This window comes from Alteromonas macleodii (assembly GCF_903772925.1).
Taxonomy (GTDB): domain Bacteria; phylum Pseudomonadota; class Gammaproteobacteria; order Enterobacterales; family Alteromonadaceae; genus Alteromonas; species Alteromonas macleodii_A.
In genome coordinates this window covers 1,343,717-1,360,568 of the sequence record NZ_LR812090.1, presented here as the reverse complement: position 1 = coordinate 1,360,568, position 16,852 = coordinate 1,343,717, and the positions used below count along the sequence as shown (strand labels likewise).

At 43.3% G+C, this 16,852-nt stretch carries 9 protein-coding genes; 5 read left to right on the top strand and 4 right to left on the bottom strand.

What is annotated here, in order from left to right; all coding sequences use genetic code 11:
* Positions 1-348 precede the first annotated feature (348 nt).
* Positions 349-1,368 (top strand): hypothetical protein, encoded by a 1,020-nt coding sequence (locus tag PCAR9_RS05890; RefSeq protein ID WP_232091127.1) that lies wholly within the window; start codon positions 349-351, stop codon positions 1,366-1,368.
* 198 nt (positions 1,369-1,566) lie between these two features.
* Here PCAR9_RS05890 and PCAR9_RS05885 read toward each other — a convergent pair whose 3' ends face one another.
* Entirely contained in the window at positions 1,567-3,624 is a 2,058-nt protein-coding gene (locus tag PCAR9_RS05885; protein ID WP_179982804.1) for a YncE family protein, read from the bottom strand.
* A gap of 188 nt (positions 3,625-3,812) precedes the next feature.
* Positions 3,813-5,255, bottom strand: a complete 1,443-nt coding sequence (ffh, locus tag PCAR9_RS05880) for a signal recognition particle protein (protein ID WP_179982803.1) — start codon at positions 5,253-5,255, stop codon at positions 3,813-3,815.
* A 309-nt stretch (positions 5,256-5,564) separates the two neighbouring features.
* Between ffh and PCAR9_RS05875 the strand changes: the two genes are divergently transcribed.
* On the top strand, positions 5,565-6,356 hold the full coding sequence (locus PCAR9_RS05875; protein WP_179982802.1) for a cytochrome C assembly family protein: 792 nt from the start codon (positions 5,565-5,567) through the stop codon (positions 6,354-6,356).
* Between the two features lie 163 nt (positions 6,357-6,519).
* Complete coding sequence (locus tag PCAR9_RS05870; RefSeq protein WP_118489833.1) at positions 6,520-7,815, top strand: HlyC/CorC family transporter; 1,296 nt, start codon at positions 6,520-6,522, stop codon at positions 7,813-7,815.
* 33 nt (positions 7,816-7,848) lie between these two features.
* On the opposite strand, the gene PCAR9_RS05865 is transcribed toward PCAR9_RS05870, so the two are convergent.
* A complete protein-coding gene (locus tag PCAR9_RS05865; protein ID WP_179982801.1) occupies positions 7,849-8,043 on the bottom strand; it encodes a hypothetical protein in 195 nt (64 codons plus the stop codon).
* A gap of 121 nt (positions 8,044-8,164) precedes the next feature.
* Positions 8,165-8,680, bottom strand: coding sequence for a phosphohistidine phosphatase SixA (gene sixA, locus PCAR9_RS05860; protein WP_232091126.1), 516 nt, complete (start codon positions 8,678-8,680; stop codon positions 8,165-8,167).
* Between the two features lie 171 nt (positions 8,681-8,851).
* On the opposite strand from sixA, the gene PCAR9_RS05855 reads away from it, so the two are divergent.
* The gene (locus PCAR9_RS05855; protein ID WP_179982799.1) at positions 8,852-11,599 is read left to right on the top strand and encodes an insulinase family protein; all 2,748 of its coding nucleotides are present in this window, start codon (positions 8,852-8,854) and stop codon (positions 11,597-11,599) included.
* Positions 11,600-11,998: 399 nt separating this feature from the next.
* Entirely contained in the window at positions 11,999-16,555 is a 4,557-nt protein-coding gene (locus PCAR9_RS05850; protein ID WP_179982798.1) for an EAL domain-containing protein, read from the top strand.
* Positions 16,556-16,852 lie beyond the last annotated feature (297 nt).

Here is a 16,852-nt window from a genome sequence, read left to right as displayed (position 1 = left end):
GTTCCTGTATCAATAACTCTGCCGCGTGAATCCTCACACAGCACAAAATTTGTGCCTGCTTTGATATACAAAAAAGCGTTATATCGAATAGAAGCCGAGCACGTGCGCACGATGTAGCCCGTCAGTGTATTATGAATTCACGAATTTGCACAGATGCGCAATGATTTGTTGGTTACAAAGCACGCTATGGCGCCAGAATTATTAGATGTTTCTCTTTTTCAAAGTTTGGCCCGCTTCGAATTAAAAATAAAATTTCTATGATTTTCCTAAATAGAATAACTTTTACACTTGCTGGTTAACCAATTTTAGAACAACTTATTAACCAATAAGAAACATTTGGTAAAAATCGTGTATACAAACAATAAAAAAGAAAACGCCCTACAAGAAACTCTAAAAGTACTTTTCTACTTCTTTTTAATTGCGTTGGTGATAACAGCGGTATCGGCCTGTGGAAGTAGTTCTAAAAGTGATACAACTTCTCAATCTGTAGCTGTACCTGATTCTCAAGGTGGTGGAGAAACGCCCACTGAAGAACAAGCAGAGTTTACCCTAGAGTCTGAAGTCATGTTGAGCGCCACGGGCGCTGCCAGCGCTAGCGAAACCTACGCATTAATAGAAAACGTGTTTGGAGAAGGCAGCATAGAAGCCCCCGACTTATCCGCTGGCGATCATACTTCTACGCCGCATATCTTAGAGGAAACCGATAGCGTTATAGGCCCCCACTTTGTGTTTTTAGCCCACCGAGATGACGACTTCAACAAAGGTGTTCAGTCTGACCGTCAGCGCAACGAAATAAAAACTTATGATAAAAGCGATGACGAAGTACTCGGGTTTGAAGGGGAAACCATGCAGTTTGAATGGTATTTCCATGTCGCCAGCGATATGTCTTTAACGAGTAAGTTTAGCCACTTTTTCCAGCTTAAAGCGCGAAACGACACTGAGGACAATAGTAATGGTAACGACGATCAGCCCGTCATTACCCTTTCTGCTGTTGAAAAAGACAGCTCAGGCAAAGAACTACAAGTAAGACACAGTGTAGGGTTTAACTCTGACGGTTCTCGCACCAGTGATGTTTATTTAGTCCGAGCCAACTGGAGCGATATCGCCGATGAGTGGGTTAAGGTATTTGTGCAAGCAACCTTTGCAGAAGAAGGCAACTTCATTATGCAAATAACCCGCGTTCGTGACGACGCGACTATCGTAGATATCAACGAAATAGATATAGATATGTGGCGAGGTGTATCTGACGAGGATTTTATCCGCCCTAAGTGGGGTATCTACCGCTCTACCGCTGAAATAGATAAATTACGCCTGCAGGAAGAACGAGTGAAGTTTGCTGACTTCGTTATTAGAAAAGGTACGCTTTGATTTGCTATCAAAGCCACTCAATCGATGTTTTCACTTTAGGGGATACTGGGAGTAGTCGAAAAACGTTTTTGCAGGTTCTTTTATAAAGGCGGTAACCAATACTCAGATTTACTTACCGCACTCATTTAGCTTTGACAGTGTGTTTTTAAACTATCATGTTGGAAAGCGCTATTATGCGCCTTCCAACCACTGCTTTACCTATTCAACAGCTAGTACATTCACAGACTCTGGCGCGGGATACATCATGCTGAAAGTCGGCGCAATGTCACCCGAGGCCGAATTTAAAATATTATCGAAGCGAAGGATCATGCCGTTTGATTTTTCCGCTACGTAAACATGACCGTTGCTCAGCATTAGATCTACTGGATTCCCCAACATTGAACTAGGACCTGCAATATTAACTGACACATCGGTTAAGCCATCTGCGTTGCCAGCACCAGCAATGACATAAAGTTTGCCGTCTGTTGCATCTGCAGCGTTACCAACGTCAGAAATAACAAGGCTATCGCTCTGGCTATCGTAGTCTATACCATGGATGTTCGTTGGCGCCGCAAATGCAGCGCCGTCGCTCGCTGGTACGATTAGCCTATCTTCACCTGTAATTACGGTCTCGCCACTTTGCAATTTGCGCATTACTTCTTCAAAAACTGCGACAGTACCGTTGGTTAATGCTAAATACGCACTGTCAGTTGAAGGATAGTAATCCACATCCCAGGGGCGTGCACTATCAGCGGCTTCAAGGGTCAATAAAGGCGCAACATTACCCGATGCACATGGCGAGAATACTCTTACAGCAGGCGTGCTTTCATTGACATCAGCAACAAATACCACACCGGCTTCAGAAGCAATGTCTAGCCCTTTCGGCGCAACCAGCCCGGTTTCGCTACCCATAATCATGTGGTCGTAACTATCGCTGTACGTCATCTCATCGCGCATGGTTTTCAAGCGATTAATTACTAGTAAGCCTCCCGTCGAGGTATCCACATCATCAAAGGTGATAACACTATCCCCCATTGCCGTAAACGCGGCACTTTCAATGCTCATACCTGCATCAAAAGAACTCAACTCGCTTGATAATACAGCGCTATATTGAGCCACCTGCCCTGTTGTTTCGCTTTCAGTTGAAGGGTTACTTGATACCGAAAGTCCCAAAATAGGCATAGTTGTTATGCCGTCGTCCGAAGCGTCTTTCATTTCGTCTAATTCTGTAAACTCAGCTAAAGACTCCGGCTTCGCCGATGGCGTTGATAACGTAGGTGTAATATCGCCGCTCTCTCCGTTGAAGATATTTGAGAAAACTAGAATGGCGTCGTTTGATTTTTCCGCCACGCGTAGGTCAGACCCGGTGAGAATAATGTCTACTGGATTGCCAAGCTGGGTCGATGCTCCGCCTATTACTCTGGTTGGTACAACAGCCCCATCTGCTGAAGAGACATTTTCAATCACAAATATTTGACCGTCGTCGGCCACAGAAGCATCGCCCACATCTGACAGCACCATACGGTTAGATTTAGGCTCGTACACAATGCCGTGTAAATTAATCGAAACTTGGTTTCCGTCGGTATCAGAAGGCACAACTAAACGCATCACAGTAGGGGCAAAATTTGAGCTTGCCACATTGTCGTACACCGCTAGTGTGCCATCGGTAAGTGCTACGAATAACCTATCGCTTTGCTCGTCGTAGGCCACGTCCCACGGTTTTGCTGACGTCATTATTTCTGCAATGGGTGCAACATTGCCTGCTGCTTGACCACCGAATACACTAACTTTTTGACCATTAAAGTCAGCCACCATAACTAAGCCAGCATTTTCAGCAAATGCTATACCTTTCGGGTTAACAAGGCCCGTAGTTGCGCCCGTTATCTCGTGGCCTCTATTCGTCATGTAATCTGTTTGTGCATCAAAATTACACTGCGTTCTTAAAAGCGGTAAGTCACTGTCGCCCGCTTGTACCAGACTTCCGCGTTGCGTGAATACAATTCCCTCATTGGCTCCTGTAGTTACCGTAGATAAAACATTTGCGTTTTGGTCAATCGAAGTAACCGTATTGCGGTTGTCATCGCCATTATTTGCGACCAAGAATGTCGCAGACGCAAAGCCTGGGGTTCCATCTTGACCCGGTGCGCCATCTGTTCCATCAACACCATTTAGGCCGTCTGTCCCATCGTCACCATCGCAGGCACTTAGCGCGAGAACCATTGCCGTCGCCAACAGTGACAATTTTAATTTTTGCTGTGATGTTTTATTGAATTCCATCTTCATCTCCGTACTTGTTGATTCGCGAAGAGACGTTTCTTAAACGCATAATGCGATAAGTACTGCTCACGTCCTGTTCAACAAGCCAAACGAGCCACATTTGATATTGGATGCAATAAAAACAAAAAAACCTCAATGCATTGCTGCAATTGAGGTTTTTAAGCATTGTTAAGTAATGCGACAGTCTTTTAACGTGGTGGGAAGCCACCGCCTCCACCAAATCCGCCAGGGCCGCCGAATCCACCTGGGCCGCCCGGACCGCCAGGGCCTCCAAAGCCGCCACCACCCGGTGGCATCATACCTTTCATCTGGCGCATCATTTTCTTCATTCCACCACCAGACATCTTCTTCATCATTTTCTGCATCTGCGTAAACTGTTTAAGCAAACGGTTTACGTCTTGAATTTGGGTTCCAGAGCCTGCTGCAATACGACGTTTGCGTGAACCTTTGATCATATCAGGACGTGCACGTTCTGCCGGCGTCATTGAATTGATGATGGCTTCCATTTGATTGAACTGCTTGTCGTTCGCCTGATCTTTAATTTTATCAGACATACCGCCCATGCCAGGCAGCTTATCAAGCATACCCATCATGCCGCCCATGTTTTTCATTTGCTCAAGCTGATCTTTAAAGTCTTGCAGATCGAAGCCTTTACCTTTCTGTACCTTTTTGGCCAGCTTTTCGGCTTTTGACTTATCAACTTTGCGCTCAACCTCTTCGATAAGGCTAAGTACGTCACCCATGCCCAAGATACGAGACGCAACACGCTCAGGGTGGAAAGGCTCTAGTGCATCAACCTTTTCGCCCATACCGATAAACTTGATTGGCTTACCGGTAATGTGACGAACCGACAGCGCAGCACCGCCTCGAGCGTCACCATCCGCTTTAGTAAGGATTACACCAGTTAGCGGAAGCGCATCGTTAAAGGCTTTTGCCGTATTCGCTGCATCTTGCCCCGTCATGGCATCAACCACAAACAGGGTTTCGATAGGTTTAACAGCAGCGTGAAGCTCTTTAATTTCATCCATCATGTCGTTGTCGACGTGCAAACGACCTGCGGTATCCACTAATAGAACATCAAAGAAGTTCTTCTTAGCTTCGACAATGGCATCATTAACGATATCAATGGGCTTTTGTAAAATCGTAGACGGATGGAAAGCAACATTTACTTCACCAGCAAGGGTTTCAAGCTGCTTGATAGCGGCTGGACGGTATACGTCGGCACTCACTACCATTACTTTCTTTTTCTCGCGCTCTGTTAAGTATTTGGCAAGTTTACCTACAGAGGTGGTTTTACCCGCACCTTGTAGACCAGCCATTAGCACAACAGCTGGAGGCTGAGTTGCTAGGTTCAGCTTTTCATTCGCCTCCCCCATTACAGACTCTAGCTCAGACTGAACGATTTTAATGAATACTTGGCCAGGTTTAAGACTCTTAGTCACTTCTGTGCCAACAGCACGCTCTTTTACCTGTGCAACAAACGACTTTACCACTGGAAGCGCTACGTCGGCTTCAAGAAGTGCCATTCGCACTTCGCGTAGCGTTTCTTTAATATTGTCTTCAGTAAGACGCCCTTTACCGCTGACATTTCGTAATGTCTGGCCTAAGCGTTCTGATAAATTCTCAAACATAGTATGAAACTTCTTTTTATTTCAGACGTAATGCCCGCATTGTAACGTAAAAGCGAAGCGTAACGTACCCACAATTGCGGTTAAATTTTTAAACTTTTGCGCAGGTATCTATTGTTTTTTTGTTGTCGTTCTCGCACTCGGATACGCTGCAAAGGTAAATAGACCACAGATATGCGAGCTCCCTATACCCACACTAAAAGTGGGTGTGAAACAAACAAAATCAAGGAGATGGTTGAATTTACTTGCAAGTTGCAGTATCAATACCGACTCAGTCGGTGAAGACATCACCTACCTATTACAGGATGCATCATGAACACCCTTTTCGCCATTTCTGCTGCTTTACTCTACGCGTTGGCTGCGGCAGTGCTTATTGGCAAATTCGTACATCAAGACGGCCCAAACAAACGTTTAGGCCTATCTATCGCTAGTGTAGGGGCAATCGCACATATCGCGTTTCTTACCAGCGCCATTATGGTTGCGCCAGGCCAGGATATGAGTGTAACCAACGTACTTTCTCTAGTGTCGTGGATAATCACCATCTCCATGCTCATTTTTGCCCGGGCTATTCCGAATCTAATTTTACTTCCTGTTGTATTCGGCTTTGCTAGCCTCACAGTGCTTGCATCACAGTTTATTCCCGTATCGTATATCATGCACATTGAGCTGCAGCCTGGCTTGGTTATTCATATTAGCCTATCCTTGTTTGCATACTGTACCTTGGTCATTGCATTTTTGTATGCACTCCAAATGTCTTACATCACCTATAGACTTAAACAGAAAGGTGCAGCGCTACTTCATTCATCTCTACCTCCTCTAATGTTGGTGGAAAACATCTTGTTCAAACTGTTACTTGCAGGCACCTGCCTATTAACGGTATCGCTTATCAGTGGGTTTGTTTTCTTAGAAGACATGTTTAACAAAACCTATGCACATAAAACAGTGCTTTCCGCTGCAGCGCTTGTGGTTTTTCTAATTCTTTTAATAGGCCAGAAACTTCGAGGTTGGCGAGGACGACAGGTTATTGTGATGACAGTGTTGGGTGTTACACTGTTATCTCTTGCCTATTTTGGTAGCAAATTAGTGCGCGAGTTCCTTCTTTAAATAAACGTATTTATAGCCGCCGAGTCTATCAAGCACATTGCTAGGCGGCTCCTACTTTACGCTAAACTTTCTAAGTATTTAGGGTGATATCAACAATTTCCCCTTGAAACTCATCCCTCAAATCAATACATTTGAAGCCTTAGTTTGTACAGGAAACCCTTAATTGGACGACATATCAACGAGTACGCTGTTTATCGCGCTCGGCGTACTCATATTACTATCTGCGTATTTCTCTAGTTCAGAAACAGGCATGATGTCGATAAACCGCTATCGACTCAAGCACTTGCAAGGAGAAGGCAACCGCTCGGCTATGCGTGTTGCAAAGCTTCTTGAACGACCAGACCGCCTAATCGGCCTCATCCTTATCGGTAACAACCTTGTTAACATAGCGGCTTCTTCGCTTGCCACCATACTCTGTATTCGCCTATTTGGTGATTATTGGGGGCTGTTCGCAGCAACCTTTGGCCTAACGCTAGTTCTTCTGATTTTTGCGGAGGTTACACCTAAAACCTTGGCGGCACTTTATCCTGAAAAGATAGCCTTCCCTAGTTCTATTATTCTGCTTCCATTACTCACTTTGCTTTACCCTTTTGTCGCAGCTATCAACGGTATTACCAATGGTATTCTCGCGCTGCTCAAAATTAGCCCAGCAAATGGCAATGACGATTCATTAAGTAGAGAAGAGTTAAGAACCGTAGTGTTTGAAGCTGGCGCTATGATCCCTAAACGTCACCAAGACATGTTGGTTAGCATTCTGGATTTAGAAAGCGTCACAGCCGAAGATATCATGGTGCCCCGCGCTGAAATTTTTGCCATAGACATCAATGACGACTGGAAGAAAATTCAGAAAGCCTTAACCCATGCTCAGCACACCCGAGTGTTGTTATACCGTGATAGTGTCGATGATGCGGTAGGTTTTGTACACGTACGAGATGCTCTGCGGCTTTTATCAAAAGATCAGTTCACAAAATCAAGCCTGCTTCGCGCGGTACGGGAAATTTACTACACTCCCGAATCTACGCCACTGCATACGCTAATGTATAAGTTTCAAGCAGAAAAAGAGCGCATCGCCCTAGTGGTAGACGAATATGGCGATATCATGGGCCTAGTGACCCTAGAAGATATTTTAGAAGAAATTATTGGTGACTTTACCACCAGTATGGTTCCCGATCACAGTAAAGAAGCCCATGTGCAGCAAGATGGTTCGGTACTGGTTGACGGTAGTGCTAACGTGCGTGAATTGAACCGAGAAATGGACTGGAAATTACCAACTGAAGGACCTAAAACCCTTAACGGCCTATTGCTTGAATACCTTGAAGATATTCCGGAAAACAAGGTTAGTGTACGTTTGGCGGGTTATCCACTTGAAATAGTAGATATTTCAGAAAGCATGATAAAAACCGTCAGGATTATGCCGGAATATTATGTCGCACCTAACGAATCAAATAATGACCACTAAGCAATGTAGTGGTTATGCCTTTGACTTTATCTGCTAGCCTTTTGTTTCGTCAGCGAGACGCTGTGCACGATTTGCCAACGCTCTCGCTTTCGCAGCAGCGACCTTATCTGATAATTCAGATAATCTGGCAATAATATCCCGCGTCTCCTCATCTTCACGTAAATCAGCCTCCGCCATATGCGATTGCAATGAACGTTTAAGGAGCTCAGGAATAGATTTGCTGTCCATTTCCCAACCCTTCAATAGAATAAACTTTGACACTCTCAAAGAGACTATCGACCGGATAGAGATATACTTAACAATTATTTGTTCAATTTTTATTAATTCACGTGAGAATGAGTGAACTGTGTTAAAGACCCTGATAGTGCGTAACCAAGGTGCCCTTGTGCTCATTCAAAGAGTACTTAATTACCGCAATTGACGCTGTAGAAAACAAGCTAGTGGTGTAGGACTGGCAAAGCTCATCAACCAAATAGCTAACTAAGGGCATATGACTAACTACAAGAAGCTTCTTGATAGGCTTTTTAGAATTGATGGCAGCGTGGAGAAGTCCGTCGATATAATCACTTACCAATCGCGGCGAGCCTTCTGGAACGATGTCTTCATTACTTTCAACCTTGCCCGCTTCTACATCTAACGACACCATATCAAAAGTTTGTTTTGCTCTGCGATAGGGGCTTACAAGCGCTAAATCAACAACACCTTCGGTACAGTAATGGTCTTTTAACCATAGCGTAGCCGACTTGGCTTGTTCTCGGCCAACTGACGTGAGCTGTCTACTTTTGTCATCGAGTCGAGGTGCTTCTGCTTCACCGTGACGCATAATGAAAAGATAAATGTCGTCGTTGCTACTTTGACCTGACATAACATTGCGCATAGTATTAATGAAAGTATGCTAACGATATCAGAGAGCTGAATCTACGCCTAGCGCAAAACCGTGAATAATGTGAATTTTCGACTATTATTTAATGTTTTGTGAAGATTATCTTAATAGATGCTCCAGCAGTAAGGTGCCTTTGACCATATATGAGAAAATGTGAATAACACGATCAACTTAGAAAACGCGCACCACATAACTTTGCCTAATGGCTTGCGTGTTATGCTGTGTCATACGCCCGAGGCAAGTGAGTCCTTTGTTTCTATGGCAGTACGAGCAGGACACTTTTACGACCCTCACGATTGTCAGGGGTTAGCTCACCTTCTAGAACACATGCTTTTCATGGGGAGCCGGCACTTACCCAAACCTAATGCGATAAATGGCTTTATTGAACAGCATGGGGGCACCATAAACGCTTGGACTGGAACCGAATACGCAAACTATCATTTTAATTGTAGTGGAGACGCGATTGCGCAAACTTTACCTGCTTTTGCAGATATGCTTAGGCAGCCTTTATTCGAAGAAGAAGCGCTTACCAACGAAATAAAAAATATTCATGCCGAATTTGAGTTTAAGAAAAAAGATGACCTTCGTCGTCTTTACCAAATTCACAAAGAAACCTGTAATCCAAAGCACCCTTTCGCTAAGTTTTCAGTGGGTAACAGCGATACCTTTTCCCAACATGGGTGCGCTGCGCTGAAACAACAACTTAAAGCACTTCACCATACTTATTACTGCGCAAAAAACATGTGCCTGTGTATTGCCAGCACCATGCCCTTACCTCAACTTGAAGCATTAGTGCATCAATGTTTTGCCAGTATGCCGTCAGGACAGTTAGCGTCAGATGACTGGCCAGCCCTTTACACCGAAAATGAATTGGGTATACAAATAAACATACATCCGCTTCAGTCAGCAAAGCGGATGATAGTGACATTCGCCCTACCCGCTTTACAAAATGACTATGAAACAAAACCGCTGAATTACATTAGCCATTTAATTGGCGATGAGGGCGAAGGTAGTTTGCTTGCCTACCTTAAAGAAAAGGACTGGGCGCTTAACCTCATTGCTGGTTCGGGTATCGAGGGAGACAGATTTAAAGACTTCAACGTGAGTTTCCAGCTTACTCAAAACGGACTGGAAAACAAAAACCGAGTACTGGAAGCACTATTTAGCTACATCTCAATAATTCGAGAAGCATCCCATGAAGATTGGCGATTTCACGAAAAATCGAAGTTAAATACCTTAGCCCTAGAGTACGAAGAAAATATTAAGCCACTTAGCCTGGTAACCGAATACGCACAACACCAGTTTATTTTTGGGCCAGACGAATTAGGTAAACTGCGCTCTACTATAGGCAGCTATGATAAAGGCGTTATTGAACATGCTTTATCCTTTTTCACCCCAGATAACATTCGCCTGAAAGTTATTTCTAAAGACGTGAAAACCACACAAGTTTGTGCGTTCTACGAAGCCGAATACAGTGTAGAGAACATTGCTCCTAAGTTATTGCGGGAGCTTAGGTCACCAGAGACAATTAGTGAATTACAGCTACCTCCACCCAACCCTTATTTAGCAAGCGAGTACAGCCTTATATTGCCTGAGACTGGCTTTAATATTCCTAATAAATTGGTGGACAATGGTGGTTATCGTTTTTGGTTTGCCCAAGACCAGCAGTTCCATAGCCCTAAAGGCGATATTTATATCTCTTTTGACGCCGCTAAATTTTCTGACTCTTTACTCGCGGTTGCTGCTAAACGCATCTGGCTGGGCGCATTAAATGATTACCTGCAGGCCAAATATTACAGAGCCGAGATAGCGGGCCTGCATTATCGTATATACGGGCATCAGGCTGGGTTTACGCTGCACACTCGAGGCTTCACTAATCAACAAACCTTATTAGCCAACCAGCTTCTTGCTGCGGTACTGGATTTCATACCTGATGAGAAAGCCTTTGAACATCACAAAGCGCTGCAAATTCAGAGCCTTCACAATTCGCTATTAAATAAGCCCACTAACCGCTTATTTTCGCGATTGAGCGTGCTTATCCAGCGCAACACCCAAGCTCCAGTGGAGCTGTTAGATGTAATAGATAGCATCACCTATGAGCAAATGCATAACTGCAGAAAGCGTGCTTTTGAGCATTATTTCATTGAAGCATTTATGCACGGAAACTGGTCTAGCGAAGAGGCAAGAGTATTTTCAAAGGCGCTTCAAGAACAGTGTATTAATGCTGGTGGCGGCCCGCTTTCACGGGCGGTATCTAAACTTCCTGTGGGGGGAACGCTTTACCATGAAGTGCTTTGTAACCACGATGACTCGGCGGTAGTGCTGTATCTTCAAGCGCCCTCCCCTGGCTTTACCGACACGGCGCTTTGCATGATTTTAGAACAAATGCTGGCCGCCCCTTTTTTCAATGCTTTGAGAACAGAACAACAATTAGGCTATATCGTAGGAACCGGCTATGTTCCGCACAATCAGCACCCAGGCATGGCGTTCTATATTCAAAGCCCACAATGTAGCCCGAAACATTTGTTAGATGCTATGACAGAGTTCTTATTCCAGCAGTTAAATGAAATTGAGTTCTATCGCTTTTACTGGCCAACAATTCAGCAAAATTTGATAAAACAGTTAGAGGAACGAGACTTAACGCTTTCTATGAAATCTCAGCGACTATGGGTGAGTTTGGGTACGCAAGACTTAGGGTTTAATAGAAACGTTAAACTGGCAGAGCGAGTTAAAGAACTAAGCTTTGAAGAAATTCAAGATTTTGCGCAGCAACTCGCTAAGCGTGAACGCTGTGGAGAACTTGTCCTGTTTTCCAAAGGAAAATTCGAAGCTATTCCAACCCAAGAGAAGCGTACAATAAACAGTATTTCCCACTTCAAACAAGAAATACCCTACTACTGAGCACAGTTTTCAATTATTACACTGTTATACGCTTACAACTACTCTGCTTTTTGTGTAAGGACCATCTTATGCAATAGTTAAGCGGTAATTTCATTGCTTTTTCTTCAATAACGCGGTTAAACCTCTTAACAATATCCTCTTTTTCATCAGTGCTTTACAGAAAAAACATAATAACCAGCGATTTAAAAAAGATATAAACGTCAAGTTTTTGACCAAGGTGTCGATAAATAGACGCTGAATTTATCTAAGGTTGCTCAATAAGTAACCCATCATCCCTGCTAACCCTAAAAAGTGCTTGTGGAGACTCAGTTAATTCGGCATATTTATTATTCTGGTCGTTAGGGATGCTGCCAGTCAAAAATAAAAAAATAATAAATGGCGTATGCCAAAGGTGTATAGGTGCGCTCAACCCTAATTTATTCAATGCTGCTTCTTTTGTTGGCTTTGTCAGGAATGTGTTCAAATCCTGTGAAGGCGATAGAAGTTTCTGATCTTCATTTCACAGAGTTAAATAAGCAACACGGCCTATCAGACACCGCAGTTTTAGATATTGTGGAAGACCATATGGGCTTTATTTGGCTGGCAACGTCAAATGGCCTTAACCGCTATTCGGGATATGATGTAAAGCAATACCATCCCTCAGACGTTGACCCAAACTCCTTACCTTCAGGTTACATTCAAACACTATTTGTCGATTCCGAAGGACAACTATGGGTAGGCACTCATTCAGGGCTGGCGCTTTATCAGCCAGAATCGGATGACTTCAAAGTCTTTAATAAAGACAGCTCTGTGATAAAAACCAACTTAATCACGGCAATTTCAGAAGCGAAAAACGGTGATGTACTTTTCTCTGATAAGAAATTCCTCTACCGCTATTCAAAGCAAACTGCACAAATAAGCGTTCTCACCCAGGTTTTTAAAGAAGAAAGCTACATTAAAGTAATTTTTGAAGAAGCAAACCGTATATGGGTGGGCTCTAACCAATTCGGCGCTGCCATAATAGACTCTGAAACGTTGGAAGTTCACAACGCGAGCAAAGTTAACCCGTGGGGGGTTTCTTTAGATATACGAGCGCTTCACGATATCACTGTAATTAACGGTAATTATTGGTTAGCAACAAACGAGGGCCTTATCGTCTTAGGTTCTAACGGCCGTGTTTTAAAGCGAATACAAAGCAATGACCTTGGCGTAACTGGAGAAGTTAACTCTTTCTCCATAACTGTTGTGGGTAAAGATATTTGGGTGGGCACTTACATTGGATTATTTTTGTTATCGGATGCAGCTGAAGCAACTATATCACCTGATTATCGCCCTGATTATTTGCATTTAAACTCTGACACTTACAGCGCAACAGGAATTCCTTCTGCAATTGTAATGCGGGTAATTGAGGATCGTACGGGTGTGGTATGGGCCGCAACTTTTCATCGCGGCGCTTTTAAGTACCACCCTGAATACGCCAGCGTACATTTTCAACCGGTGTATAATTCAGCTCGCCATAGCGACGATAACTTTTCAACATTATGGGGCTTTGCGGAAAGCAGCGATAGGACACTCTACCTAGTTTCTCAACAAAAAGGGCTAGGTAAAATATCCCGAGATACGGGCAATGTTACGTTTTTCGACTTTTTCGAAGAAATGGACCCAGCCATTCACTATTGGGATATTGAGATTGATGACCAAGATAACATTTGGATAGCATCCTCTATTGGCTTACTCGTGGTCAAAGATTCTGGAAACAGCTTAGAATTAGTGCGTGAGTATTTTAAAGGATCTTTTATTGATTACATCTTCAAAAGCGATTCAGCCATTTGGTTACAGGTTGCTGTGGGAAATGTATACTCTATAGATGTGAACTCGGTTGCTTTTACAACACAAAGTAACGAAGTAACGAAGACTGAGGTTCCTGAAAAATTGGGACACATGGTGGCAATATTCGAAGATGATGAAAATAACATATGGTTTAGGGCTAGTGAAAAACTTGTTATTTACTCGGTTAGCAAAGGTGAAATCATTCGAGTTTTAGACTCATCCAACGGCATTAATTCTTTGGTATATGGCGTACATGAAACCCCTTCCGGCCTATGGTTAACCACACGTTCAGATGGTGTTATTCAATTAGATAAAAGAAGTTTTACTCTGCTTAAAAAGCAAAAGAGAGACAACCAAAGCGGGTTTATCACTTCAACGACTGCGATAGAAAATAGCATCTGGTATTCGGATGCTAAAGGTGTCCATAAAGTTCATTTACCCACTTTAAGAGAGGCTGATAGTATTCCCAATGCTCAGCTTGAATATAACTCTCTTGGCGAAGGCGCCGTAATCGCCACTTCAGATAAGACGATTTATTTTGGCGGCAATAAAGGCTTTGTCAAGATTTCAAAGCAAGCCATTAGTGCCAGTAACGAGATTAAGCAAACCCTCCCCCCCCAACTTTATCAAGTCAGTGTGTTTGGCTCGTTGGCTAAGACCAAAAGAAAACTAATTGAAAATGACGAAGCTTCGAACTACCTATCGTCAAAAGTGAGTATCACCTACGAAGAACAGTTGGCGCTAAAGCACGACGAAACCCGCTTTAGTATTTCGTTTGGGCTTGTTAATCCGGTTTATCCAGATCAAGTGACTTATAGGTATAAGCTTAGCGGTTTTGAAAGCGACTGGGTTTACGTAAATAAAGAGCGTACCGCTCAGTTTAACAATATTTCTTTTGGTAACTATATATTTTCAGTACAAGCTAAAGAACCGGGTAAAGCGTGGTCTGAGAGCAGAAATTTAAAAATAACCATAGAGCGCCCCCCTTGGCTCCACACCGTAGCCCTTGTTTTCTACGGATTAATTGCATTGGCTATTTTTGCCTTTATTTTACGACAATACCAAATACGAAAAGCAAACCAGCTGGCCATAAAAGAGTCGGAAGAGCGTTTAAAGCTAACCCTATGGAGTTCAGGCGATGAGCTGTGGGACTGGGATGTGTATCGAGGTCAGGTATACCGTGCCAACACCTGGGGGACGTTAGACTTTCCTCAAGACGATATTCGTACTTCTGGAGCCTACGATGCCAATATTCACCCCAACGATATTAATCGAGTCAAATCCGCGCTAAGAGCACATTTAGAAGGCGATAGTGACTTTTACGAACTAGCCTATCGCGCTAAGACATTTAAAAACCAGTGGATTTGGATACTAGATCGCGGAAAAGTGGTAGAGCGCGACCATAACGAGCAGCCGGTGCGAATGACAGGTACGCTCAAAAATATTCATCACTTAAAAGAAGCTGAAGAGCAGCTCAACCTGTTTAAACGCTCAATTGAGAACATTTCAGAAGGGGTATTTATTACCAATACCCAATTCAAGTTTATTAGTGTTAATAATGCATATTGCAGCTATACCGGCGAAACTCGCGACCAAGCACTTGCCAGCTTCATGCATTTTCATTTATACCCAGATGCCTTTACTGAGGAAATTAAGAAAACGCTCAAGTCTAAAGGTAACTGGTCTGGTGAGGTAGAGAGCGTACGAGTAAACGGCGAGCGCTACGAAATGGAGCTCAATATTGATGCCGTGCACGATGAAGACGGCAAAATAAGTCATTTTGTTGGAGTTTTCAGCGACATTACGTCTCGTAAGAGTACTGAAAAAGAACTTTTGAAACTTGCCAATGTCGACCCGTTGACCGAACTCCCTAACCGTTCGTTCTTCCAAGCGAGCCATCAAAATTTAGTACGTAAATCCAGCGCTCATTCCTTGCTTTGCTTGGATATGGATAACTTTAAAAAGATAAACGACTCGCTAGGCCATCAGACCGGCGACATTTTAATTAAACAAATTGCCAAACGGCTACAGCGTATTACCGGCAAAAATGCCACTTGTTATCGCCTAGGTGGTGATGAGTTTAGTATTTTAATGGAAGATAATGCCGATATTCATACGGTAACCCATTATGCACAAAGCTTGTTAGATACCTTGTCGCGCCCCTTTATTATCAATAAACAAGAGTTTGTGCTGGGCGCAAGTATTGGTATCGCCTTCTACCCTGACGATGGTGAATCCCCCCAGGAAATGCTGAAAAATGCAGATACGGCCATGTATTTTGCCAAAAATAACGGCGGCAACAGCTATCAGTTCTTCAGTGGTGAAATGAATCAGAACGCGGTTAGGCAGCTGCAAATTGAAAATCTGATCCGTCAAGGTATCAAAGACGACCTGTTTACTGTGTATTACCAACCTAAAGTGGATATAGCCTCTGGTAAATTAGTCAGCATGGAAGCCCTGGTGCGTTTTGAACACCCACAAAAAGGCATAGTAAGTCCGGGGCAATTTATTCCATTAGCAGAGCAGACTGGCCAAATCATTGAAATTGGCGAGCAGGTACTACGCAAGGCCTGTGCGGATACTAAACGCTGGGTTAAGCAAGGTTTGTTTAGCGGGCGTGTTGCCGTCAATATTTCGGCAAAACAGTTCGAACTGCCAGATTTAGACGACAGAATAAATAGAATTTTAAGCGATGTAGGTCTGTCACCGCTGCACCTTGAGTGCGAAATTACTGAAGGTACGCTGATGGAAAGCCCTGAAAACGGCCTTCAAATGATGACACGACTGCGCGAGCGAGGTATTCACTTGGCGCTAGATGATTTTGGTACTGGCTACTCATCACTTGCGTACTTGAAACGTTTCCCTTTAAATACCTTAAAAATCGACAAAGCCTTTATTGATGATATTGCAAAAAGCAATGTAGACCGACATATGGCTGCAGCCATCATCAACATTGCCCACAATTTAGGCCTTAAAGTTGTAGCCGAAGGTGTAGAAGAGGAATCTCAACTAGACATACTACGTCGTTACGACTGCGAAATGTTGCAGGGCTTTCTATACAGCCGCCCTTTAAATGCAGAACGTTTTGAAAAGTTGCTTACAGAAAATCAAAAGCTGCACACGCTTTTAGGCAATAGCCAGTTTTAAAACGTCTTATCTCTTTGTGAAGGCATTAAGTGCCTTTTAAATTCCTCTTAAACGGCAAACTAGGGCAAAATCCCTCCCCATAAACCTTCGTATATTAGACTTTAGTGTCATTATAATGGCGCTAGCGCTTTTTCTTCTTTCACAACAATAAAAAATTTGCGTAAGCAACTGATTACAAAGGATTAAATATAAAGACAAACATATTGGCACGTAACTAGCAAGTATTAGAGTGCCGGTAACAAATATAAAAAATCGGCTTTGTTTGTTCGTTCAAAATAATAATCAGAGGAAATCAAC